The 24,850-nt window shown below is 43.3% G+C and carries 21 protein-coding genes; 12 read left to right on the forward strand and 9 right to left on the reverse strand.

Annotated features, from left to right (window positions below):
* Positions 1-20 precede the first annotated feature (20 nt).
* The 4 genes from QMA04_RS09860 to QMA04_RS09875 are packed head-to-tail and all read right to left on the reverse strand — an operon-like array spanning position 21 to position 2,542.
* Positions 21-455 (reverse strand): Zn-ribbon domain-containing OB-fold protein, encoded by a 435-nt coding sequence (locus QMA04_RS09860; protein WP_191716321.1) that lies wholly within the window; start codon positions 453-455, stop codon positions 21-23.
* Positions 456-468: 13 nt separating this feature from the next.
* Entirely contained in the window at positions 469-1,632 is a 1,164-nt protein-coding gene (locus QMA04_RS09865) for a thiolase C-terminal domain-containing protein (protein ID WP_191716320.1), read from the reverse strand.
* Between the two features lie 16 nt (positions 1,633-1,648).
* A complete protein-coding gene (locus QMA04_RS09870) occupies positions 1,649-2,092 on the reverse strand; it encodes a MaoC/PaaZ C-terminal domain-containing protein (RefSeq protein WP_191716319.1) in 444 nt (147 codons plus the stop codon).
* A complete protein-coding gene (locus QMA04_RS09875; RefSeq protein ID WP_191716318.1) occupies positions 2,093-2,542 on the reverse strand; it encodes a MaoC family dehydratase N-terminal domain-containing protein in 450 nt (149 codons plus the stop codon).
* Between the two features lie 138 nt (positions 2,543-2,680).
* Here QMA04_RS09875 and QMA04_RS09880 point away from each other — a divergent pair, with 138 nt between their 5' ends.
* Positions 2,681-4,729, forward strand: a complete 2,049-nt coding sequence (locus QMA04_RS09880; protein WP_191716317.1) for a helix-turn-helix domain-containing protein — start codon at positions 2,681-2,683, stop codon at positions 4,727-4,729.
* A gap of 130 nt (positions 4,730-4,859) precedes the next feature.
* Here the strand turns inward: QMA04_RS09880 and QMA04_RS09885 are convergent, their stop codons facing one another.
* Positions 4,860-5,000 (reverse strand): DUF6904 family protein, encoded by a 141-nt coding sequence (locus QMA04_RS09885; RefSeq protein WP_191716316.1) that lies wholly within the window; start codon positions 4,998-5,000, stop codon positions 4,860-4,862.
* Between the two features lie 1,176 nt (positions 5,001-6,176).
* Here QMA04_RS09885 and QMA04_RS09890 point away from each other — a divergent pair.
* The 3 genes from QMA04_RS09890 (at position 6,177) to QMA04_RS09900 (ending at position 8,755) form a co-directional block, all read left to right on the forward strand.
* Positions 6,177-6,662, forward strand: a complete 486-nt coding sequence (locus tag QMA04_RS09890) for an ABC transporter permease subunit (protein WP_290185490.1) — start codon at positions 6,177-6,179, stop codon at positions 6,660-6,662.
* Between the two features lie 134 nt (positions 6,663-6,796).
* Positions 6,797-8,137: a PQQ-dependent sugar dehydrogenase gene (locus QMA04_RS09895; RefSeq protein WP_290185492.1), complete on the forward strand. Its 1,341-nt coding sequence runs from the start codon at positions 6,797-6,799 to the stop codon at positions 8,135-8,137.
* Positions 8,138-8,428: 291 nt separating this feature from the next.
* Complete coding sequence (locus QMA04_RS09900) at positions 8,429-8,755, forward strand: hypothetical protein (RefSeq protein WP_290185494.1); 327 nt, start codon at positions 8,429-8,431, stop codon at positions 8,753-8,755.
* A gap of 136 nt (positions 8,756-8,891) precedes the next feature.
* Here the strand turns inward: QMA04_RS09900 and QMA04_RS09905 are convergent, their stop codons facing one another.
* The gene (locus tag QMA04_RS09905) at positions 8,892-10,421 is read right to left on the reverse strand and encodes an FAD-dependent monooxygenase (protein WP_290185496.1); all 1,530 of its coding nucleotides are present in this window, start codon (positions 10,419-10,421) and stop codon (positions 8,892-8,894) included.
* Positions 10,422-10,777: 356 nt separating this feature from the next.
* Between QMA04_RS09905 and QMA04_RS09910 the strand changes: the two genes are divergently transcribed.
* From QMA04_RS09910 to QMA04_RS09945, 8 genes are all read left to right on the forward strand, one after another.
* Positions 10,778-11,233 carry a hypothetical protein gene (locus QMA04_RS09910; protein WP_290185498.1) on the forward strand — a complete coding sequence of 152 codons (456 nt, stop codon included), beginning with the start codon at positions 10,778-10,780 and terminating at the stop codon, positions 11,231-11,233.
* A gap of 380 nt (positions 11,234-11,613) precedes the next feature.
* Complete coding sequence (locus QMA04_RS09915) at positions 11,614-13,653, forward strand: glycosyltransferase family 4 protein (protein ID WP_191716311.1); 2,040 nt, start codon at positions 11,614-11,616, stop codon at positions 13,651-13,653.
* Entirely contained in the window at positions 13,643-14,959 is a 1,317-nt protein-coding gene (locus tag QMA04_RS09920; protein WP_290185501.1) for a glycosyltransferase, read from the forward strand. The genes QMA04_RS09915 and QMA04_RS09920 overlap by 11 nt, the downstream gene beginning before the upstream one ends.
* Before the next feature lie 66 nt (positions 14,960-15,025).
* A complete protein-coding gene (locus tag QMA04_RS09925; RefSeq protein ID WP_191716309.1) occupies positions 15,026-16,363 on the forward strand; it encodes a uracil-xanthine permease family protein in 1,338 nt (445 codons plus the stop codon).
* Positions 16,364-16,545: 182 nt separating this feature from the next.
* Positions 16,546-16,959 carry a hypothetical protein gene (locus tag QMA04_RS09930; protein ID WP_191716308.1) on the forward strand — a complete coding sequence of 138 codons (414 nt, stop codon included), beginning with the start codon at positions 16,546-16,548 and terminating at the stop codon, positions 16,957-16,959.
* Complete coding sequence (locus QMA04_RS09935) at positions 16,952-17,173, forward strand: type II toxin-antitoxin system HicA family toxin (protein WP_290185504.1); 222 nt, start codon at positions 16,952-16,954, stop codon at positions 17,171-17,173. Before QMA04_RS09930 ends, QMA04_RS09935 begins: the two co-directional genes overlap by 8 nt.
* 154 nt (positions 17,174-17,327) lie before the next feature.
* Positions 17,328-18,986: an SWIM zinc finger family protein gene (locus tag QMA04_RS09940; RefSeq protein WP_290185506.1), complete on the forward strand. Its 1,659-nt coding sequence runs from the start codon at positions 17,328-17,330 to the stop codon at positions 18,984-18,986.
* 724 nt (positions 18,987-19,710) lie between these two features.
* Positions 19,711-20,781 (forward strand): alpha/beta fold hydrolase, encoded by a 1,071-nt coding sequence (locus QMA04_RS09945; RefSeq protein ID WP_290185508.1) that lies wholly within the window; start codon positions 19,711-19,713, stop codon positions 20,779-20,781.
* Positions 20,782-20,873: 92 nt separating this feature from the next.
* Here QMA04_RS09945 and QMA04_RS09950 read toward each other — a convergent pair whose 3' ends face one another.
* The 3 genes from QMA04_RS09950 to QMA04_RS09960 form a co-directional block, all read right to left on the reverse strand.
* Positions 20,874-21,866, reverse strand: a complete 993-nt coding sequence (locus tag QMA04_RS09950) for an MsnO8 family LLM class oxidoreductase (RefSeq protein WP_290185510.1) — start codon at positions 21,864-21,866, stop codon at positions 20,874-20,876.
* 177 nt (positions 21,867-22,043) lie between these two features.
* Positions 22,044-23,087, reverse strand: a complete 1,044-nt coding sequence (locus tag QMA04_RS09955) for an aromatic acid exporter family protein (RefSeq protein ID WP_290185512.1) — start codon at positions 23,085-23,087, stop codon at positions 22,044-22,046.
* A gap of 158 nt (positions 23,088-23,245) precedes the next feature.
* Positions 23,246-24,709: an amidase family protein gene (locus QMA04_RS09960; protein ID WP_290185513.1), complete on the reverse strand. Its 1,464-nt coding sequence runs from the start codon at positions 24,707-24,709 to the stop codon at positions 23,246-23,248.
* Positions 24,710-24,850: the final 141 nt, after the last annotated feature.

Here is a 24,850-nt window from a genome sequence, read left to right on the forward strand (position 1 = left end):
AAGTAAGGCTAATTTACGTTTCACTCTTTTGCGGATACCCATTGCGGTAACGCACGATCTTCGGTAATATCTACCCACGTCATTTTGAGTGGCATGCCGATTTTCACAGTTTTCGCGTCGCAATTAATAATATTCGCCATCAATTTTACTTCGGGAGCAGCATCGAGTGACGCTACTGTAATAATTGTTGGCAAGTCGTGCTGGAATCCGGGTAAGAAGGGACGATATGACACAACGTATGAATAAACAGTTGCCGAAATATCCGACCCGAGCAATTCCCATTCCGTTTCAGGGTTCCCGCAAGTAGGACACGCAGGCCCGGGTGGGTGGATAAATGAACGACATGCTGCACATTTTTGTAATTTCAATTCGTGTTGATCTGCAGCATCCCAATACGGTTGGTTGTCTCCGTTTTTTAATGGAATTGGTTTTTCATACTCAGTTTTTGTACTCATCAAGATGCCTCCTTTAGTTTCGTAAAATCATCGCACCGGCCATATCAGGACCAGCCCATCCCGTTGCTATCCCTAGCTCACAATTTTTCACTTGGCGATTGGTTTCTTTATAATCATGTCGCAATTGACGAACCAATTCTAATACATTATTCATGCCGTGGGTGTAGCCTTCAGATAACATGCCGCCCGCTGTATTCGAAGGAAGTAGACCGCCCATTTTCAAGTTGCCGGCAGCGACGAAATCACCGACTTCACCTCGTTTGGCGAATCCGTATGCTTCTAATTGGCGAAGAACAACCCAACTAAAACAGTCGTAAATCGCTGCGACTTGAATGTCTTCTGGTTTGACGCCTGCGGAACGATACAACTCTGCGGCTGCGTAGTCGGATGCAACTTCATCTACTTGAGTCCAGTAATGAACGTTGGAATGAGTCGTACGAGGAGCCATGCCGGCAATAAACACGGGCTTCGACTTACAGTTTTTTGCATTCGCTGCAGAAGTTACGATAATCGCATTTGCTTCATCTAATTCGACACAGCAATCATGAATATTAAATGGTGAACTGATGTCAGGAGTCGCTAAATACGTTTCCATATCGAGTGGTTTTCCGTGTAAGAATGCATCCGGATTTCGTTGTGCGTGTTCATAAAAACTAATACATACGTGACCGAGATGTTCTTTCGTGATGCCTGTTTGCTGCATATGACGCGTCGCGAACATACCAAACCATTGTGTAGGACTCGCCGTCCCGTAAGGCATCAGGAAACTACCACCTGGAAGCATTTCTTGTAGCATGTTTGGATCATATCCACGTCCAACTTGGTGACCCGAACTTCCATTCATTGAACGGTAAATCAAGACAGTATTCAGCATGCCTGCTTCAATTAATGCAACAGCATCAGCAATCAGTAATTCTGTACTGCTACCGCCACCGCTTACGTCTTTAACGTATTTAGGATGACAACCAAGAAACGTTGCTAGTTCATGGGAAGGACACGAGTCACCACCAGTAGAGTAATTCATAATGCCATCAAGATCGTTTGCTTCAAGGCCAGCATCTGCTAACGCATTACGTGCTGCAGTGAGTGCCATATGAAGTGGAGTTGCACCTGATTTACGTGAGCGCTTATTTTCGCCGACTCCGACGATTGCGCATTGATTTGAATAAGTTGCCATGTATGGACCTCCTTCATTAATTGCATGGATTTGTATATAAAAGAACAGCAGATCCTGTGCCAACACGCTCTCCGGGTGCTTTTTCTGCAAATAACTCGAGTTCCGCTGCCGGTTGTCCATTGATTTCAGTCAATTGCTTTACAACGCCACCACATGTAATGGCATCGCCAGGTTTTGTCATGGCGCCGAAGCGCATATTGAACTGGTGAACAAGAGACTCAGTTCCAGCAATTTCTTGGACGTATTGTCCAAGAAAGCCCATGATGAGCATGCCGTGTGCAATAACGCCATCCATTCCGATGCTTTTGGCAAAGTCATCATCTGTGTGCAGTGGGTTTAAGTCGCCAGAAGCTTGTGCGTACTGAACGAGTTGCATTTTTGTCACTGCAGGTTTTGTAAATGAAGGAAGAGCGACATTTGGTTGGAGTTCTGAAAAAGAAATGATTGTAATCGCTCTCATTTATTTCGCCTCCTTTTGTGCTTGCCGATAAATGATGGTATTCCGAGAAACGGCTACGAGTGCGCCATCTGCTGTTGTCATATTTGTGTCTAGTACAAGAAATTGCATCGTTCCGCTTTTCCCAACTCGGTCATAGACATCCGTCACGGTCATCGTGCAGTCTAATTTATCGCCGATTCGTACGGGATGGTGGTAGATGAACTCCTGCTCTCCATGCAACATGCGTTTGAAATCGAGTTTAAGGGGAAACTTAGCATTGCTTCCCAGTGCCACTAAAAAAGTAGGAGGGACAGTCGTCCCTTTGTACGCGGTTGTTTTTGCATACGCTTCATTTACATATACCGGGTTGTCATCGCCGATCGCTTGAGCAAATTGCGCTACATGCTCTTGTTCGACTACTGCACTATATGGTTCGCTGGCAATTCCGATCATGCTTTTATCTAAATCCATGAGGCACCTCCTGAATATTTGTTTGAATATTCTATCTAAATTGAATATTATATGAATTAGATTGACAGAACAATGTAGGATTCTCTATATTTACAGTAGATGCAATAGAGGTTTCTCTATTAGAAGGAGTGTAAAGCTATGAGTAATTCTATCGCAACTCTATATCATCGGATGGGGTTCGAATTGCCTTATTCGGTATGGAGAAGAAAAGGAGAGTCCGACCAATTAGAGGAGATGATGAATCCAACCAAAATGGATCCGCTTAATTTGAAGAGTGTTCGAGGAGAAGCCATTCAAACTTTTTTTGAGGATACTGAGCAAAAAGTTCAATTTACATATGCAGATGATTACTGTATCTTTCTCATTTTTACTGAAAAACGTAAAGTTAGCGAAAATGATTTAGCATTGCTTTTTGATTTTTTTTATAAAGGATATGCCGAATTCGTCGATGTTACAGGACGTGTCAAACTGGCGAAAATTGTGGATAGCATTAGTTATACAACTGCATCGCTCAATTTAGAACAAGTTTTCTCCAATATTTTGACTCATACATTAGAGGTCATTACAAATGCAGATTATGGAACGCTTTGGTTATATGATGAAACAAAAAAGAAAATCGTTTGCAAAGCATCAGAAGGCTATCGATACGAAGAAATTCGTCATATGGAGTTTGAAGTCGGAGAAGGTCCTGTTGGTCATGTTTTTGAACAAGGGACCCCAGTGTTAATTAAAGATCCCAGTGATTTGGATTTTGGCGAAGTAAAGCATATTTCGAAAGAAAACAAACAACGGTGGGGAAGGCGAGTGGAAGACATCACGAATATTCGGTCGGTGATTGCTTACCCTATTGTGGTAGAAGAGCGTATTGAATGTGTCATGTATTTAGGACAGATGCATTCGGAATATGTTTTAACCGATCGAGATTTATGGCTGCTACAAATCTTTACCACACAAGTAGGCATCGCCATTCGCAATGCCAAACAGTTTGCAAACATCCGGGAATTGAATGATACCTTAATGCAGCGAGATGCCATCCATGCGACATTGACGGATTTATCGGTTCGCAATATGGGGACTGAAAAAATGGTAGAGGAATTAAGTCGAATGGTAGGACAGCCTTTGGTGTTTGTTGATTTGCTTACAAATGAAATGGTTCCGACTATGTCCATGCTTCCGAAAGGATTATCCTTTAGTAATTTATTGCGCATCATTCAAAAAGAATCTCATGCGAAGAGAATCGAACTCAATACAAAAGAAGCCGATGTCTTATATCCAATTCGTTCAGGTTCTGTTGTGCTTGGCTGTCTCATTGCGAAGTCGCCACAAACTATAAGGCGTCTTGGTGAAGTGGCACTCGAACAAGGAAGTTCAGTACTTGCGTTGGAACGCGTTCAAAAACAAAATGTGCTGGCATTTTATTATAAAAATCAACAAGATTTGTTTGACGAATTACTTCACACTAATGATCCGGAGTTGCTCAATGAAAAAGCAGAGGCTCTCGGGATTCGAGATTCTGGAGGATTTGTCGTGGCAGTGTTACAAGTGACAGGTTGCTCTGATCCTCAAGAACTTGAAGCGCACATTTTTCGAATCATTGCGGAGTTGCGTTCCGCAGCAGGCGCACTTGTACAGACCGTGTTTGGTTGGCAAAATAAAGTCATTTTACTCGCTGGCGTAGCGGGAGCTATAGAACTCAGTTTCTTCGAAAGACAATTGAATGAAATGTTAGTGTATCGAGCAGATGGACGAAATGATTATACGTTGAATGGTGGAATTGGGTCGCTGATTCATTCCTACAGCGAGATTGAGCGATCGTATCGGGAAGCGGAAATTGCGTTAACTAACCCACTTGCAGGCAAGTTTAATCACAAGCTTGTCCGTTACACAGATATCGGAATTAGCCGTTTATTTACCAGTCGAAATACAGAAGAAGTTAGTAAGTTTTTAACAGATATTTTTAATCCATTGAGCGAAATAGATCGTTCAGGCGGCATGTTGGAACAAACACTTCTCGTTTATTTTGAAAAGAATCGTTCGGTGGGAGAAGCGGCAGAAACTTTGCATATTCATATCAACACACTTTATCAACGTCTAAAAAAAATAGAAGAAGTTTTGGGGTTGTCGTTGAAAAATGCAGATGATGCCTTACAACTTCAGTTAGCGTGTTATTTGCATCAACGTGCATAGAAAAAACCGTCCCATCGTAGAAAACCGCCTCCTTGTGTCAAACACAATTCAAGTTATACAATAGAACTGCATAAGAAATTCGCCCTATTCAACTATAGAGCGGATTTCTTTTACATAAAAATCGAAAAAGCTAAGTGAGTACGCGAAGCCGGACTGTTTCGTAATCCAGGAGCTCATCTTCGTCACCTACAATGGCATGCAGCGCTTCGGATAATTCATCAAGATCCAGGTAGTCGCCGGCAAATTGCGGAGTGTACGTGATTTGCAGCATGAAAGTTCTCTTTTGGTATTTTCTTTTACTGTAGCAAAAAACCAACGTTTGCTTAGCAAGTAGAGTAGGAATCGCCAAAAAATACAAATCGACTCAATAAAACCGCCCACACTTCCATAAGACGAAAGTGTGAGCGGTTTGCATAAGAATTATTCATCAGTTTTATCTGTCTCAGGATGTGTAGTAAAAGGTTTTTCTTCATAGTTTGATACATCATACTCTCGGATTGATTGATATTTTTCGGAGTCGAGCCATCAGGAATAGAGGCGTTCATTACGGTGAGCCTTAGAGCATCAGTAGTATTCAGGATCTGAAGCTTCTTCAACTGCAGCCAGGACTAACGCATTTCTTAAATATCCTGCGTTCTGAATTTGAATTCATGCTTACCACCCCTTTACTTAGTGCCTCAATAATATTATAAAGTGTAAGGAATCTAAGGGAATATAGGCTTTCATTAATGACTAATCCCTTTGTTTCACCCCTGCACATCTCCCTCATTATTATATCGATTTAATTCCAAAATTTTACATTAAAAACACGCCCCAGGTAAAGAAGCAATTCTAAACGATTTTGACAATACACTACAATTGCATAGCCAAACTAGCTGCCTCAACATTTCAGGTGTGGTTTTTTCATTTTATTTATTGATATAAATTGTTTGGGGATTGTGTCATTCCATGGGAAGCAGAAGTATGATTTTAATAAGTAGGTAAAAAAAAAAAGCGTCCCTGTGTCAAACACAATTCAAGTTATACACTAAACCTGCATAAGAAATCCGCCTATTCAACGGTAGAGCGGATTTCTTTTACATTAACATTGAAAAAGCTAAGTAGTCATGATTGTTTTGAGCACAGGGAGGAATTGGGGACTGCTGGTAATAATGATATTTGGAAGTTCAGTGCAATTATGGCTTTATTCCTGTGGATGGGTAAGGCAAGGCTGTATTTGGCAGATAAGAAATGTATATAATGGCAATTAAGAATATTCGGTTAGATGTATAAATTCTCTGCCCTATGTCGCTTGACACGGAGCCTCTGCGGGTACGATTTCACGCAAAGGAATGCGCTATGTGACTTTGCATAGCACACGAGCTTATCATACCCGCCACTCCGTATAAAGCGTTGAATATGCGGTAATTCATGCATTCCCTTAATTGCCAAACACTACATTCCTCAAATGCCAGTAACAGCAAGGCTGATCCGTTCGCTGGCACTACAGGAGAAAGAGCTTGATTGGATCAATGCTTCAAGAACCGCGGGGAGTAACCCAATCAAAATCATATTTTCACAGATGATGCCGAACCTAGTGGGTATCACCATCGCAAACGGAACATTATCAGTCGCTGCAAATATTGGCATAGAGTCAGGGCTGTCTTTCCTCGGCTTCGGTTTCCCTGAAGACTACCCGCCTCTTGGAACATTGTTTTCTTATGCGACCCAGACTCAGGCACTGCAACACAGATGGTGGGTATGGCTGCCGGCAGCATTGGAGATCTATATGTACGCAACATCGGCGAAGCATTACTCCATGCAGGGAATACGAGAAAAAGACAGGCTTCATACATCACAAAAGGCGTTGTTGTCTTTTAATAAGACATTATTACAAAAAATTGTTGGATGTCATAAAAAAGTAATATTATTATTTTATTTCAGAAAATTATGATAACCTTATTTTCAAAGGAGCTTCATGTTTTTAGTTAGGATATGAAAGTCTTAACCCATTTTTAATACGGGGTTTCGGGTAAATGAACTTTAATATCTATTCAGTTAAATATCTTAGAAAAGGGAGGAAAAACGATGACGAAAATTTCGTGGTCAAGATTCATGTTACTTGCCATGCTCATTTTTATATTGGCTTTGGCAGCATGTGGCAATAATGAAACTTCAGACCAAGAATCAACGGATGATTCTGATGCTACAACAGATGAGAGTGCTGACGAGAGCCCTGAAACAGCAGAAGGTACTGACGAAGGCACTGAGGAAAGTACAGACGGAGAATCTGCAGAAACTCAACCAAAAGTTACTGAGTTTGAACCGGCATTTCCAGAACAAACAAGAGCACCTGCAGTAGTGACTGAAACAGAGCTTAATGAGGAAGTTATTGCTGAGGGTCTTGGCGTGTCTTGGGGGATGGCAGAGTTTGAACCCAACCGCTTACTTGTTACGCAAAGAGATACAGCAGAACTTCTTATTGTAAACATTAATGAGTTCGCTGTTTCAGAACCAATCGAAGGTACACCAGAAGTAAATAGCGAAGGTCAGGGTGGTTTACTTGATGTAGCCGTTGCACCTGATTTTGACGAATCAAGACTGGTATTTTTAACATTTTCTCAAGATGTCGAAGGTGGTACTGTAACTGCTGTCGGTAAAGGTGTTTTATCAGAAGATGAAGCCTCACTTGAAGGTTTTGAAGTAATCTTCCAGGCGGAACCGGCATATGAGGGTGACTTACACTATGGTGGACGTATTATCTTTGATGAGGATGGCAACCTATTCTTAACAACTGGTGAGCGTTCAGATGATCCAATTCGCGAACGTGCACAAGACTTGGATGCTTACTTAGGTAAAGTCATTCACATTACACAAGATGGAGAAGCAGTAGAGTCGAATCCATTTATCGAAGATGAAGAAGCACTGGATGGTATTTACAGCTACGGTCACCGTAATATTCAAGGTATAGACTACCACCCTGAAACGGGAGACTTATGGATTGTTGAATTCGGTCCACAAGCTGGGGATGAACTGAATATTGTTGAACCAGGCAATAATTATGGATGGCCGATTGTTTCTTATGGTATCGAGTACACTGGTGAATTAATCAATGATGGAATTTCAGAACACGAAGCGCAAGGCTTTATTGAACCAAGATATTATTGGGATCCAACAAGTGCACCAAGTGGTATGGCATTCTATGATAACGACGCAATTCCTGAATGGGAGAACAACTTGTTCATCGGTGGTTTAGTGTCGAGCTATATTGCACGTGTCGTTATTGAAGGTGACACCATCGTTGGAGAAGAACGTCTATTAACTGATGAAGGCGAACGTTTCCGTGATATCCTTGTAACCGAGGATGGCGCGCTTATTGCAATCACTGATGGCGGTGTGATTTATAAGATTACTGCAGCAGATGAATGAAAACGCGCCTCTGTGTCAAAAGGATTCAGTGGATTAACTACAATTGCATTAAGAACAAGCCGTATCTCGTAGCCTTAAAGGTTAACAGATACGGCTTTCTTATTTGAATCCTGCTCCTACTATTTTTCTCGACTATGGAGTAGGCGCATTATGAATGGCTTGCGCTAGGAATGATTTTGACGCTCCTTTATATTTTATTTAAATATTCTAATTTTTTAATGTTTTTACTGGTAATCGAACATAAGTTCTGTTATATTAAATGCATACCACTATGGAATGAGGTGTATTTCGATGGTGCTTGCAATCAAAGAAGTGAACGGATTTGAAAAAGGGAAGAAATATACTAAGGAACTTGAGTTTGTTTCTTGCTTTATAAACGACGAATATCGAGTGATCGCTTTAATAGATAGAGATGGCAATATTGTTTATTGGACAACTACAGAAGATTCGCTTGAATATCGAAACTTCCGCAAAAAAGCTACTTACACATTTAAAGTCAGCTATATTTCTACCATAATCGGTCCTTCCAGACCAAAGGTTATTATTGCAGAATTGAATGATGTAACAGCTGAAAACGGCATGTATGGTGAAGCAGCGCAATATAAATTAAATGCTTAATATATATTTTAAAGAACCTTGACACTTTCAAGGTTCTTTTTTCTGTAGTGTCGAGTCCTATGCACATAGGATTTTCGAAAAATCCGATGAAGCTGACCGGTCAAAATTTATAAGTATGGCCTTTATTATTTCTGCCTCACTCAGCTCCAAAAGGCACAATCCCATAAGTCTCCAAATACAGTTTCAACACACGCAGCCACTGCTTTTCAGTCGCAAGCCCGACATGCCCATCCGGTCGAATCAGGTACAGCGCATCTTGCTTGAATCCTGCGTCTTTCATCTTCGCTTCCCATGCAAACTCATGGAGCTGGAGCGACTGCGAACGGGCAAAGTCGATGAGCTCAGGCTGCGCTTTGCCGTATATGTGAATTTGCCAATCGACTGAGCGCAGCGGCATGAAATTATCGCCTATGTCAGTTTCGATCCACGGCAAACGCATGCCGCCGTAGATTTTGCCGGCTTTGCCTTTGCTCAAGAGGCTGTTGCGGTAATTGATGTGGATTTGAGACAAGATCTTAAACGCATTTTTTGAAGGGAAGGAAAATTTGAATACGGACGGCAAGACGTAAGGTACGGCATACTCCCGCAGCAACGTGCCGGGCAGTTTTTGATTGACGATCGTTTGGAACGCTTTGTCGGTCGTCGCGATCAACCGGCGTGCAAAGGCGATGCGCTCTTGTTCGTAAGTGCTCAATATGCCAGGAGCAGCTTTGCCTTGAACCACCGCTGCGAGTTTCCAACCCAAATTGATGGCGTCCCCAATGCCGGTGTTCATGCCTTGTCCGCCGGTCGGGCTGTGCAGGTGGCCGGCGTCGCCCAGGATAAAGACGCGCCCTTTGGCAAATCGCTCGCTGACTCGGTTATGGACGCGGTAGGTCGAAAACCAATTGACCTTGGCCGCGCTCACACGGATTTTGTTTTCGATGTAATTGGTGATTTCACTGTATTGGACATCGGTGCGCTCATTGAATTCCTCGGGCACAATGCCAAGGATTCGTTTGGTGTTGGCGTTGCGGACGTTCATATACAGCATAAAGCCGTCATTGTCCATGTACATGTCCATCTTTTCCATATCGTCTACCGGCTGCTCAGTTTCGATATCCGCGACAAAGAATAAATGCTTGTACGTGCCGCCGGGAAAGTCGAGTCCCAGTCCTTTCCGGACCATGCTGCCGGCTCCGTCGCATCCGCATAAATAGGCGAACTCCGCTCTTTCTTCTGGCTGTCCTTGCTGCTGCATCACGGCGTTCACGCCAACTCCTGTGTCTTCAAACGAAAGCAAGGAGGTGTTCCATTCGACTTCGACGCCGATTTTATTTAATTCGTCCACGAGAATTTCTTCGTGTTCGTCTTGCGGCAAGCTCAAGATAAACGGAAACGGGCTCAGCCCTTTGCCCAACTTATGGAATTTTACCGTGGCTCTCACTCGTTTACCATCACTGACATCCAGCGACAAAATCGGATGCCCCCGCTTGATGTTGCGTTCGGCCAGACCCAGTTGGTCGTACTGCTCCAATATGCGCGCATGCACGGCGAGTGCACGTGACGCTGTGCCGGTTCCTGCGTTTTTATCGATGATCCGAAACGGCACGCCTTGGCGCGCCAGGCTATAGGCAAGAGCCAGGCCAGTGGGGCCAGCTCCGACGATTAAGATTTGTGGGTTCATCCTAGAGACCTCCTAATGAGTATCACGCCTGCTGATCGATTTAGTTTCAAGTGCCGTGTGAAGCAATAAAATCGAGTATAGGAAAAGTTCTTATAAAAAAAACAGGTGATACCGAACGGAAAAGAGCTTGTACAGCTACTATATCCTTAATCGGCGCATTTCAAGCAAAAAAGTGTCCCCGTGCAAGAAACAATTTTAAGCGATTTTGACAGTACGCTACAATTTAAACACGGAGCAATCAGCGGGACGTGATAGAATAACAGGTAGTGGAACAGAAAAATAAACGGTATGCCTTGTCTAGCAGAAAATGCAGCATTCATGGTTGATAGATGAGTTGAAAGGAATGGGATAGCAAAATGAACAAGATGGTCGAACAAAAAATGAACGAGATGACAGAAGTATTTAACAGTTTGCCGAATTGCCGGATTGAAACCGATGAGGCCGGCCGGATATTGATCTTGAGCGATAATCCGGTTCCTTGGAGTAGCGCACTTGAGAAGAAGGACGCGCACTCGGCGTATAAAATTGGGTCCATTACGCCTCATAAAGCGGCGCTTGGCCTTTATATTGATTTCCCGCATAATCATATAGAGATTGATCGGGTAGACGACATCATCGATCCCGAATTCACATTGACTTATTATGAGCCAGGCACCAAGACATCAACAGTGAAAAGCTGGTGGAGGTTCCGATCGGACGAGAAATTCGACAGCATCCACCTGGTTCTGAGAAAAACAGAACTGGAATTGTATGATTTTAAGAGAGACGACTGGGTTGGATTGATGGGAGAGATTACGGCTGTTCATAAATGATGGATAGCTTAGCTGAATGGCGGAACTCCAATAGCGCTATTATGCCGAACAAATTTCAGGTTACTAACTATATTTACACACTTGCTGAATCAACCTGGCAGGTGTGTTTTTTTATTGTCCCGCACTCAGTAAATGGCCTGAAGGAGTGAGGAAAGTAGATTGTATCCTTTATATCTAATTGCTTAGTTAACTATACAGTACAAAGAAATGATGTATAAGGAAAGGAGTATATTTGCACCTCATTGCTTCAAAATTTTTGACATTAATTGGCATCTTTCGTTTTATTAAAAAGAATGAAGAAGCGTCTGCGTATATAGTAGCAACACCTGTGGTATAGAATAGGAAGAAACTAATACACTGAAGGCATCGGGGGATGAAAAATGAATGAGTTTATTGAGTTCAGAAATCGTGTTTATGACAATGAAAGTAATGATAGTTATCCTCTCCAATTTTTAAATGAGTACATAAATAACAGTAAGGCGATAAACTCCGATGAAGCAAGAGTGGTCGAGCAAATTCGAACGATAAAGCAACTGGAGCTGAACAAGCAACTAGGTGAAAAAGAAATAGATGAATTGATCTCGTTTTTGGGAGAGCATTCCTCTACAGACCGATTTACAGTAGATGCGGTTTTAAACTTGTTCAATGATGAGATCAAGCAAATAGTAGAGAAGAAAATAAAAGACGTACTATTGAACCAACAGTACGATGGTCAAAAGCTCTATCACGTTTTGGATATTTGTATTGAATGTGGTATCGACATTTTAGGTGATAACGATCTCTTATTTATGCTTCAGCAATACGAACTGGATTTAGAGATCACTTCTATCTTACTGGACTATATGGATCGTTTTAAAAGACCGGGATTTAAAGATGCTATATACAAATTATTGACCCTGGATTACCCTGATGGGATAAAGATCCAAGGAATCAATTTATTGATGAATTTGTATCCAATGGAGACTGTTGATCAATCCTTTGTGGAGAAGCATATAAGAAATGAGAAAAACAAAGTGTTTTTTGATAGTTATATGGACTTTCTCAAGACAGATTTTGCCTTTGAAAAGCAAGGCACTTCAATTTTGCAGGCCATGTTCTATGGGGATTTTGAAGATAGCGGGAAAGGGAATAGTGGAGGGTTAGCCGTATTATTAAAAGGTTTGGGTGAAGAGATCTCGAAAGACAGCCGCATCTCCCATGTATTTACGATTACGATCACTCAAGAATTAAACAAGCCCTTTATAAGCTTTCATGGAGATAAACACGTATTTATCAGATTGCCAATCTATTTAGATCAGTCTGTAAGGGACAAGTTCATCAAAAGAGAGTTATTTATAAAAAGACAGATAGCCAATTATTTAAATCGGTCAGAAATAAAGCCCGATGTCTTTCATATCAGATTTTTAGATAACGCGTCTAAAGCTGTGGCTCATCTAAGCAAGGATTTAAATAGTAAACTTGTCTTTACACTAACGCCAGACCCGCACCGAAACATGTTTGATGGATTGGGGCAATTAAAAGAACTTGGTTTCAACGAGCTTATTGAAAAACTGAACAAGATAAAAATAGGCGACGAATTAATCCGCACAAGCGATGGAATCGTTGGCATAGGGAATGGAGATGTGAAAACAGAACTTGCGGTCTATTTCCCTCAATTTAAAGATGACATTGTAAATGGAAAAATTGAAATGATCGGTGAAGGCATACAAACAGGCCAATCAATTGATGGAGAGGCCATCGCTGCCTATTCAAATCGCCTTATCGAATGGAATGAAACAAATAAAGGCTTTTTTGAAAAACCTGTCATCTTAAACGTCGGGAGATTAGCTGTTTTAAAAGGGCAGATGGAACTTTTAAAAGCCTGGTCAAACTCCAAGCTTTCGGAAACCCATAATCTTCTCATAATTGGTGGAGACTTGGAGAGACCGAGTAAAGAAGAAGAAATGGTGATGGAATTTTTCAAGAATTTCTTACAAAAGCATCCTCAATTCAAAGACAGGTTCATACATAAAGGTGCCATGTCGAACTTGGATATAAGACTGCTTGAAAGGGAGATTATTGAGAGAGACTTTGACTATCCTCACATCTATCTGTGCTCCAGTGTAAAAGAAGAGTTTGGCATCGCTATTTTGGAAGCGATGTCGATAGGGTTCCTAACCCTGGGCCCGATAAAAGGTGGAGTTAAAAGTTATATGGAAAATGGGGAAAATGGATTTTTGATCGACACAAGCAATGGGGAAACGATTGCCGAAGAAACGGAAAAACATCTGTATGATTCTAAAATCGACAAAGACGCAGTGAAAAAAATTCAAGCTGCAGGACAAAAAACAGTGGATGAAAACTTTTCTATTCAAAAGATCTCACATGAGTTTGTGTCATTTTATTTGTCTTTAGAAGGAGAAAAAGAAAATGAAATATAAGAAAATCTTTGTTATCAGTCCGCCTTTTTATTCGCATTTTAACCCCTTGCTCGTATTAGCCAAAAGTTTTCAAGAACAGGGTGCAGAAGTGACGTTTGGCTGCAGTATCGAATTTAAGGAAAAAATCTTAAAAGAGAATTTGGCTTTTTATGAAATCGATATAAATTCAAATAAAAATATCGGGAAAGGTGAACACGCAATACAACCGGATACCGAGAGAATCAGATTGGAAGAATTTTTTGAGTCGACAAAAAAAGGTGCAGTAGAAACACTGATTACCCAATCCCGCCACCGAAAGGCTGATATGCTTTATAATCCGCAACAGCTTATCGATAAGATAAAGTTCATAGATGAGGCCATGGATGTTGATCTGTATGTGGTCGATATATTGTCATACTCGGTTACGCTTAGCTTGTATTTTCTAGGGCTGCCTTTTGTGACATTTTGTCCGCCTCATCCCAATACCATTCCAAAAGAAGGAAGGTATTTTAATGTACCCAAAAGCTGGCCTGAGGCGATAACGGTCGAGGAAGAAGATTTGAAGATGTTAAAGCAGGTTTCCACCCAAACACAAAGGGAATTTACTGAAGTTTTCAATAGTATTATCGTTGAAAATAAGTCGATTAAAAAAATTAGCAATGCGTTCAGTTTAGTCTCTGAAATAGCGGTGATCTACAACTATTTTGATTTCAACGACATTGAAAAAAATGAAGAAAATCCGAAGGAACTATTTATCGGGAATTCATTTGAAGCGGTTTCGTTAGATGAAGAATGGATGGAAAAAATAGATACGAAAGAACAGAAAATCATGATCAGTTTAGGGACTTTTTTATCGAACAGAAAAGACGTACTTGAAAAACTCATCCTGTCGGCCAGAGAAAGTAATCCTGATGCGCTATTGATCGTTTCTGCAGGCAGCAATGCGGATGAACTTAAGAAATACAGCTCGCCCAATACAATAATCGAAGGTTTTATCCCTCAAATAGCTCTTATGCAGTATGTAGACACAGTTGTCTTTCATGGTGGATGCAACACCTTAACAGAGGCTATGTACCATGGGAAAAAGATGGTCATCTTACCATTTTCCAGCGATCAATTTAATATTGCATATGATGTTGAGAAGAATAATTTAGGGAGAGTACTGGATCCGAATAATTTCAGCACAGAAGAATTAGCAAAGGCATTTAATGATCTAGAAGAGGCTTCTAAGGACAATTTACTGCATTGGAGAAACATCTCAAGAGAAAGAGGCGCGGATTATGCAGTGAAAAAAATATTGGAGATCGAGGCTGACGACAACGTCTAATATAAAGTTCAGTTGTCTACTACTTGCATCGAATAATATCTAAATAAAAGTGAAAAGTGGTGTTTTATGAAAGAAATAGTTGGAGCAGACACGAAGAGTAAGAATACAAATAAATACGATGTGGATGGTGTACCTCCACTAACAGAAGCCATACCTTTAGGGTTGCAGCATATTTTTGCAATGTTTTTAGGGAATGTCGCTGTCCCTATCATCATCGCAGGTGTGGTTGGCATAACAGGAACTGATTTAACGATACTGGTTCAAAGTGCAATGATCATGGCAGGAGTTGCAACGATTATCCAATGTTACCCAATATGGATGATCGGAGCACGACTCCCAGTAGTTATGGGCACTAGTTTTGGGTTTCTGTCTACAAATATCGTAATCGCAAGCTCCTATGGCATATCAGGATTATTGGGTGCAAGTCTTATAGGGGGGTTATTTGGCGGCACTTTAGGATTTTTCATAAAGAAACTAAGAAGATTCTTTCCAAAGATTGTAACAGGTACAGTAGTGCTTACGATTGGTTTGTCGCTTTTGCCTACAGGTATTGTATCGATGGCAGGAGGAAGTGGATCTGAAAATTTTGGATCAGCTAAAAACTGGATGGTGGCTTTACTGGTATTGGCCATTGTGCTCATTCTAAATAGATATGCAAAGGGAATGGCGAAAACATCCTCCATTTTAATAGGAATTTTCATTGGCTATATGGTGGCTTTGCCGCTGGGGATGGTGGAATTTTCAGCAATAAGAGAAGCTACCTGGTTTTCAGTTCCACAACCCTTTTATTTTCCCATGGAATTTTACTGGGGAGCTATACTCCCTATGTTAATTATGTTTATCGTGACATCTGTTGAGACAGTTGGAGATGTTACAGCGATGACTACTGGGGGAGCAGGCAGAGAACCCACGGAAAATGAGCTTTCCGGCTCAGTCATAGCAAATGGTTTTACCTCTTCCCTGGGAGCGATTTTTAATTCTTTGCCAAATACATCTTTTAGCCAAAATGTAGGAATGATCGCATTTACAAAAGTAATGAGCAGATATGTCGTAGCTGTTGGCGCTGCATTTTTAATATTGGCTGGTCTTATTCCTAAGATTGGAGCGCTTGTATCTACCATGCCACCAGCAGTTATTGGCGGTGCCACAGTCATTATCTTTTCTCAGATTACGTTAACAGGAATAGACATATTGACGTCAGAGCCTTTAAATGAAAGAGCAAAGATCATCATTGGATTATCTTTAGTATTTGGACTCGGATTAAGTCAAGTACCCGATGCGATGAACGCGTTCCCAGAAGTTATCAAGTTGTTGTTTGGCGGATCTGGAATAACAATCGCCTGTTTTGTTGCTATTGTATTGAACCTAGTCATTCCAGAGGATTCAATGAAGGAAGCCGCATAGACGAAATCAGGTCCCTGTGTGTTAAACCCAATTCAGTTTATTGGTAACAATAACATGGAGAAAAAGCCATATCCAGTGAGTTTAAAAATAGTAGAAAAAATGAACTTCCTATCTATATAGATGTGTATATTATGTACGTAACGTACGTTATGTGCTAATATATAAGAAAAGGAGGAATGGTGATGTTATCGACTCTTAATGCTACCGATGTCCGCAAGAATTGGGGGCAATTCAATGATGATGTCATTCGAGTAGGTCCCCGTTTTGTAAAGCGCAGCCGCGACGAATGGGCAGCTCTGAGTTCCGAACAACTTAAAGCAGCTTTTGACTCTTTTCGATTTAAAGCAGAATTTACCAGAGAAGAAGACAATAGTACAACTATGACATTAGAAGGATTTGATTTGGTTGAGAACGCGGAAACCAAAGATGAGGTAATTGATCTAATGGCTGATTCATTGGCGGATTATGCAGAAGATTATATGGCTCAATTTACATTGTATAGCAATTCTCCCAATCGTAAGAAACACTTCCCTTACTTGATGAATGTGATGGCTCAGTCTGATACTGAGGCAGTAAAGGCTTTGATAGATGCCTAGTTTCAGAGATATTGAACGTTTTTGTTGCCGAGATGGATGGGAAGAATACAAGAAAAAAGGTCATCACATCTATTTTATGAAGGTAATGGAAGACGGCACTATTAAAAGAACCAAGGTATCAAGAGGTACTGGTGAAGTTAAAGGGCATCTATGGAAAGAAATTTTGAAGAAACAACTTCAGGTTACAGAAGAAGAATTCAATAACATTAAATAAACCACTAAAAAGCAAATTATATTCGATAAATTTCCACACCCGCTGCGTCAGCATTTCGGGTGTGGATTTTTCATTTTATTCATCCTTACCCGAAAAAAATGTCCTATTCAACCTCGAACCCCTACAGGTTATAATCGATTCAGGGGGAATTCTCATGAACTTAAAAAATTTGAAACCCTACGTGCCGGCAAAGCTCTATAAGCGCGGCCTTGATTATTTTGAGCAGAACTTTGTGGAGCAGTTGACAGAAGATGCGCCCAATCGCTGGCATGCGCGGGTAGCGGGAACCCGGGATTACGAAGTGTCGATCAATTTGACGAAAGATGGCACGATTGTGGGTTCTTACTGTACCTGTCCGTTCGAATCCGATTCGCTGTGCAAACATGAAGTGGCGGTGTGTCTGGCGATCCGAGAACATAAAAAAGAAAACGGTTCGTCTGCAGTGGATGTGCTGACGCAATTAAAGGCGCTGAAAAAAGCGGAGCTGTTGGAAATCCTCGAGGAGCTGGTGGAGAAACAGCCATCCGTCCACCTCTATTTGACAGAGAAACTCTCCGATTCGAGTGATATGAATGAGGAAAAGGCGCGTCGGATCATCCGGAAGTCGGTGAACCGAGCCAGCCGCAGCGGGTTTATCGAGTGGGGACGGACGGATCAGGCACTTGAAGGGGTGTGGGAAGTCCTCGAATATATAGATGGATTGAATTTGCAGCACGATGCCGAAAGGATTATCCGCCTCAGTTTGATTGTCATTGAGGAGTGTACGGGTATCCTGCAAATGGCGGACGATTCATCCGGGGACATCAGTTCAGCGATTTACGAAAGCTTGGAGAAAGTTGACGAAACGCTGGCGGAGTGGCCGGAAGAATTGGACGAAGCGACTGTCGACCGTATACTCATCTTGCTCTATCCGCATATCCTCTTCGCACTGGAACAGGACATTACAGATGCAGCGAGTTATCTGGTGGAAGCAGTCCTGCAATGGAATGAAAGAGGCGATTTCACCGAAAAGCTATATAATTTTATTGCTGATTTGATTGCCAGTGACGAGATGCAAAACAAGACGTACGCTTATACAGAAGAGCAGTTCCACCTTTACCATCTGGCGATGTTGCAGCAGCAAGGCAAGCAGGAATTGGTCGAAGCATTTTACGTGAAGTTCCACCGCTATCCGGCAATCCGCAAATCACAGATCCTGCAGGCGCTGGTTGCGAGTGAATTTGAAAAAGTGATCCGGTTGTGTGAAGAGTCGGAAGGGCTGGATGCGAACCTACCGGGGCTTCTACACGACTGGAAAAAGCTGCGTTTTGCAGCTTACGAAGGATTGGGCAGCACTGCAGAAATGATCGACCTCGGCTTTGAGTTTGCGCTGCAAGGCGAGGAAGAGTATTACGTTAAGCTGAAGGGTTTGGTGAGTGCAGAACAATGGCCGGAGAAGCGGGATGCGCTCCTTGCCGAAATGAAAAATAGTCCACGGAGCCTGCCTTTGTATCTTAGAATTCTTATTGATGAAAAGAGGTTGGAAGAGCTGCTAGATCATTGCCGGAACGATGTCTCTGCAATCGAGCACTTGTATCCGCACCTGCTAGCTGATTATCCGCACGAAGTGAATGGAATCTATACGGCTTATATCTACCGCCTGATCGAACGGGCTTCCAACCGCAAGGCATACTGGAGCGCTTGTCAAAAAATCAAAGATTTCCAACAGGCACTGGGGTCTGGAGCTGCAGCGGGGCTGATTGAAGAGTTGAAGTTTATGTATCCAAAACGGAAGGCGCTGCTTGATGAGTTGGGCAAGATTGATTCGAAATGATTGTGCCGCTCCCTGGAAAGCGAAATTGAATTCACTATAAGTAACAGAATCTAAAACCTAATATGCTATAATTTAGACATAAAAAAGACCGAGTGCGTTAACACTCGGCTGATGCAGCGCATGCCGTATAAGAGCGGCTGGCCAAATTGAAGATGTTTTTAAGCAAAAGAGTAACCACCTACAATCCTGGCAGGGAGAAGGCGGTTACTTTTTTGTTGATGGCAATTGCGAATATCGCCATCTTTCAACAAATATCGAAAACGATAATATTACGACTTAATGATTTCATTATGCGATTTCGTTATTATCTAAGAACCGTTGGATATAAGGTAATTATTATATTCTATGGGAAGCGAATTCTAATCTTATATAAGTTGAACTAAAGAAATAGCATTTTATATACCACTTCGACTCTGAGAAAAAACGCTAAAGATATGGAGTAAAACAGCGAAGACTCCTGCGGCTTAGCGAGACGACCGATACACCGCAGGGAGCGCAGCGGACGAGGAGGATTGGGCGCGAGCCCGCTGGAAAGCGTAGCTGTTTTACGGAATCTCGGCTCCTACAAATCATTAGTTCAACTTATATAGATATTAGAAAATTCTGTATTTACTTATATTGGAACTCACGTATAATGAAAATAAGGAAGTAAAAAGATAGCTCCTGCGCGAAACAGTTTCCTGCTTCCGACCAAAAAAAATCCTGAGAAAAGGCGGTATGTGCAATGATTGAAAATCAATTTTATTCACAAGAAAACCAAGGGCCTTACGAGATTTATGACTTAGGAGATTTTGAATTGGAAGAAGGGGGACGGATACCGGATTGCAAACTGGCTTATGCGACGCATGGAGAATTGAATGAACAGAAGAACAATGTCATTTTGATCCCCACCTGGTTTTCCGGTACCAGCAAAGACTACGAAGCTTACATAGGTGAAGGAAGGGCACTGGATCCAACTAAATACTTCATCATCGTCATCAACCAGATTGGAAACGGGCTCTCAAGTTCGCCGCATAATAGCCCTGACCCTATCAGCATGAGCGATTTTCCGAAGGTCCGCATCGGGGATGATGTCATAGCGCAGCACCGGTTTATTACAGAAAAGTTCGGGATTGAAGAGCTGGCACTGGTGGTGGGCGGTTCGATGGGTGCCCAGCAAACGTATGAGTGGGCGGTCAGATTTCCGGATATGGTGAAACGGGCGGCGCCGATTGCCGGAACGGCGAAAAACACGATCCATGATTTCCTGTTTACACAGACATTGATGGATGCCATCACGTCCGATCCGGGATGGAAGGGCGGAAAATACGCCTCCCATACAGAAGTGGCAGAAGGGTTGAAGCGCCATGCCGATATATGGGCCGTGATGGGCTTTACTCCGGAATTTTTCAAACAGGAAAAATGGGTCTTGTTCGGTGTGGAGACTGCGGAAGAACTGGTGCAAGGTTTCCTTGAACCGTTTTTCCAGATGATGGACCCCAATGCCTTATTGACGATGGCTTGGAAATGGCAGCGGGGTGACGTCAGCCGTTTGACTGATGGGGACTTGGAAAAAGCACTAGGCCGCATTAAAGCCAAGGTATATGTCATGCCGATTGATACCGATATGTTTTTCCCGCCGAGTGATTGTGAACCCGAACAACAGCTGATTCCGAACAGTGAGCTGAGAGTGATCAACAGCATCGCCGGCCATTTTGGTTTGTTCGGCGGCGAAGGGGAAGGGTATCACGGCCAGATTGATGGACATTTGAAAGAATTGCTGGAGGTTTCTGTAGAAGAAGGCGTACTTGAGTAAGCTTCTTAGAGAGAATTCAAGCGCTGGAAGATGAAAGTGAGACAAAGAAAGCAGTACGCGGCCGCGTACTGCTTTTTTCATTTGAGTCACGTTTAAAATAACTCCCGCGCCAACAACCGATAAACATCCAACCGTTTTTCCTGGGAGTGCGGAATGCTGCAGATCATGGCTTCTTCAAAACCGTATTCAAGCTGCTCCCGCTGCAATTGATCGGCTACGTCTTTGGCGGAACCGACTAAATGGAGTTTGCGGCTTGCCTGGATCTGCATGCGGTCCATTTCCGAGAGCGCAGAGTTTTGTGCTTCTTCAGGTGTCATGAGGGGCATGATGCGGCCTTTCATCAACATGAGGCGCGCAATGTCCTGCGGCAATGCTTCGTATTCTGCTTCTTCGGCTGTTTCAGCTGTTGTCACCAAATACGATACCGAGATTTCGGGTTTTTCCATGAAAGCGGAAGCCGTGAAATTTGCCCGGTAGGAATCTAAAATGTCTTTCGTCATGCCGCCGTTGAAGAATTGGGGAAACGAATAGCCGACACCCATTCGGCCAGCTTCCAGTGCACTGTTGCCGCTTGAACCGAGCAGCCAGGCTTCAGGTAATTGGATATGGGTTGGGGAAGCGATGGTTTTATTGTACATATTGTCTTCCGGCGTTTCGTCGTTGATCAGTTTCAGGGCCGTGTCGAATTTTCCGTACATATCGTCCGTCATGGTTCGGCGTCCTTGGGACAAGGCGTAGATGGAACTGTGGTCGCCGCCCGGAGCACGTCCCACGCCGAAATCGATGCGGCCTGGCGCCAGTGCACTCAATGTTTTAAAGACCTCCGCAAGTTTCAAAGGCGAATAATGCATCATCATCACGCCGCCGGTGCCGATTCGGATCTTTTCCGTTTTGGCGCTTAGGTAAGCGGCAGTGACTTCGGGAGCGGAGCTGGAAAATGCGCCGGAGCCGTGATGCTCCGCCATCCACATCCGGCTGTAGCCTAATTTGTCGGCGAGAACCGCGAGTTCCACTGCTTTTTGCATAGCCGCTTCAGCCGTGTTTCCTGTCGTGACAGGCGCTTGGTCCAATACACTTAGTTTCATCTATCTAACTTCCTTTCGTTAACTGCAGGTTTGCATATAGAGGAGTATAGCAGTCCGGCATCTTGAAATCATGCGATCTGCCTTCCCGCTTTTTAGGCCGGAAATAAATAGAAAAACAGCTGTGCCGGAAACATTTCTGTTTCAAGCACAGCTGTTCTTAAGAATTCTGCAGCTCTATTACTTCTCCGCTTCCCGAGCGGCCTTCACACTATTCGGATCAAAGAAATTATCGACTAAATCATAAATGGTGATGAGTTCGTAAAGAATTTTGAATTCGGGCGGGAACAGGATGGGGTGCATGGCATCGCTTGTTGAGACGCCTTTGCTGTCTTCCCAAAAGAAGTCAGTGATGATTTTTAATTGCTGCTGATGCGTTTCTTGGTCGTATTCATTGGCATTCTGCAAGTCTTCCGCCAGCTCCGCAACGGCACGCATAATGATATTTCGCTCGGCTGGTGACCACTTGATGCTGTACAGCGGGATGCGAAGCAAAGCGTTCAAATGGAATTCCAGGTTGTGCAAAAACAGCAATTGCCTTTCTGCCATCTGGAGTTCTGTTTCCCGATTGCGTACCCATGGATAGATGCTGAAATCATCCCGGTGGTACTGAATCAATGTCTCGGTCTTTCTGATTTCCGTCGTCAGCCGTTTTACCAGCTCCTGATCTTTTTGGAGGTTCGCATCACCTTCAAAGAGGACTGTATGAAATGTGTGTTCCAAGAGTCTTCCTGCACGCCGGCTGATGCTCTCGATGTTTTTCAGAATGTCTGTCCGGTAGTTGGGCGGAAAAATGAGCATGTTTACCGCAGTGGATACAAGCAACCCGACAGTCGTTGTCCCCAAGCGAATGAAGAACGAGATCAGGACATGATCGTGAATGACTTCGACCATCGCGACCGCTGTTAATGTGGCAACCAGTAAGCCGGCATGCAGCTTCAGTTTGTAGCAAACTAATATGGTGAAAACAGCAGCAAGTGTATAGGTAATCGGGGAATTCCCGAAGAGTGTAATGAAAAGAACGGCGAATGCGGAACCAATTGCAGAAGCCGGGAACCGTACGAGCCCCTTTTTGATCGAATCGCTGACGGTCGGCTCAATCGTCACAATGGCCGTGATGACCGCAAAGACAGGCGGCCAGCCGAACCATAGACAAATAGTAGCCGTTAAAAATATGGCTATACCTGTTTTCAGAATTCGGCTGCCCTGGAAGGATCGTGCCATATATTTACCATCATCCTTTTTATGTAATTTTTTTAGCTGTAGTTTAGTATATCATCTACTTTTAAATAGACGCTACGACAATTTAAATTCAATGCGAAGACACATCCGCTGCAAGACGATTGCGGATGTGTCTTTTTAGTTAGGTGATTAACATATACTCAACCAATAAAATCGTGGAAATCCGGTGCCTGCCGTTTTCGAGTGGCTTGTTCATAAGCGTAGGCCAGTTCGATTAGACGCGGTTCGCTGAAAGCTTGTGCGCTGAACGTGACGCCGACCGGATGCCCGCTGCTGGTGTAGCCGACAGGAACGGTGATGGACGGATAGCCCGCTCTTGCCGGTTTGGCGGCGCCGCGGTTGTTTTGGAATAGCAGTGCATCCAGCTGGTGTTCTTTCATGACGAGGTCCAGTCCTTCGGTCGTGGAAGAACGCAAATCGATTTCTCGGTGTTCCATATACGTCGGATCAGTTGGATCGTCGCTTAAAGACTGCGCTTTTTCCAGTTCCGCCTGGCCGAATTTCATGCGGCGTTCGGGATCTTGTTTGTTGAAGGCGATAACATCTGCCAGTGACTTGACCGGCACTTCGTCCGGCACGGTGCGCAAATAATCGTTGACGCCTCGCTTGAATTCATACCACAACACGTCGGATTCGAATGTTTGCTGGGGAATTGTCACTTCTTCGACGATAGCACCGAGCACCTTCATTTGTTCGATGGCTTCATCCATAATAGCGATTTCTTCCGGTTCTTCATTGTTCATATAGGTACGGTCAACGCCGATGCGGGCGCCTTTCAAGCCGTCCATTTTCAAATGCAGCGTGTAATCGGTCAATGCCTGTCCAGCACTTCCAAGTGTTGCCGGATCCTGTTCGTCGACACCGGTCATGGCGCCTAACAGAATCGCAGCATCGGCCACGGTACGCGCCATCGGTCCTGCTGTATCCTGGCTTTCAGCAATCGGGATAATGCGCGAGCGGCTGATGAGCCCGACCGTCGGTTTGATGCCGACGATGGAATTGGCGCTCGCCGGACTCAAAATCGATCCGGAAGTTTCAGTGCCAACACCGACAACCGCAAAATTAGAGGCGATGGCAGCACCGGTTCCTGAACTCGATCCACCGACGTCTTCGGCTTTAAAAGTACCGATTCCATAAGGGTTCAGCACCTGGCCGCCAAGTGAACTGTAGCCGCTCACGCCGTCTTTCGACATGAAATAAGCCCATTCGCTCATGTTTACTTTGCCGAGACTAATAGCGCCGGCATTGCGCAATTGTGCGGCAACAAAGGAATCCTCTTTGGCGAAGTTGTGCTCAAGTGCAATGGCGCCGGCCGTAGTTGGCATCCGGTCCGCCGTTTCGATATTGTCTTTCAGCAACACGGGAATGCCGTATAGCGGCCCTTGTCCACCCTGGCCGCGCAATTCATCCAGCTCCGCAGCGATTTTCAAGACATCTGGATTAATAGTTAAGACGGAGTTGATTTTGGGGCCGTTCCGGTCGAATGTTTCGATGCGGTCAAGGTAGGCCTGCACCAATTCGACTGAAGTCAGCTTGTTTTCCTGGAAAGCCTGTTGAATTTCTTCTATTGTTGCTTCGATTAGTTTAAAAGAGGTTGTCTTCATCTCAGGGCTCCTAACTGGTTATGGGAATAGAGTTAAGTGTACACCAATTCTTAATTTTAAATAAAGTTCTGGCTTATCCGGAATTCTATTCAGAGCCATTTCTTTTTTCTTAGAGATTTCAGCATGGCCAACAAGGGGCGA

This window comes from Planococcus sp. APC 3900 (assembly GCF_030407735.1).
GTDB classification, from domain to species: Bacteria; Bacillota; Bacilli; order Bacillales_A; family Planococcaceae; genus Planococcus; species Planococcus notacanthi.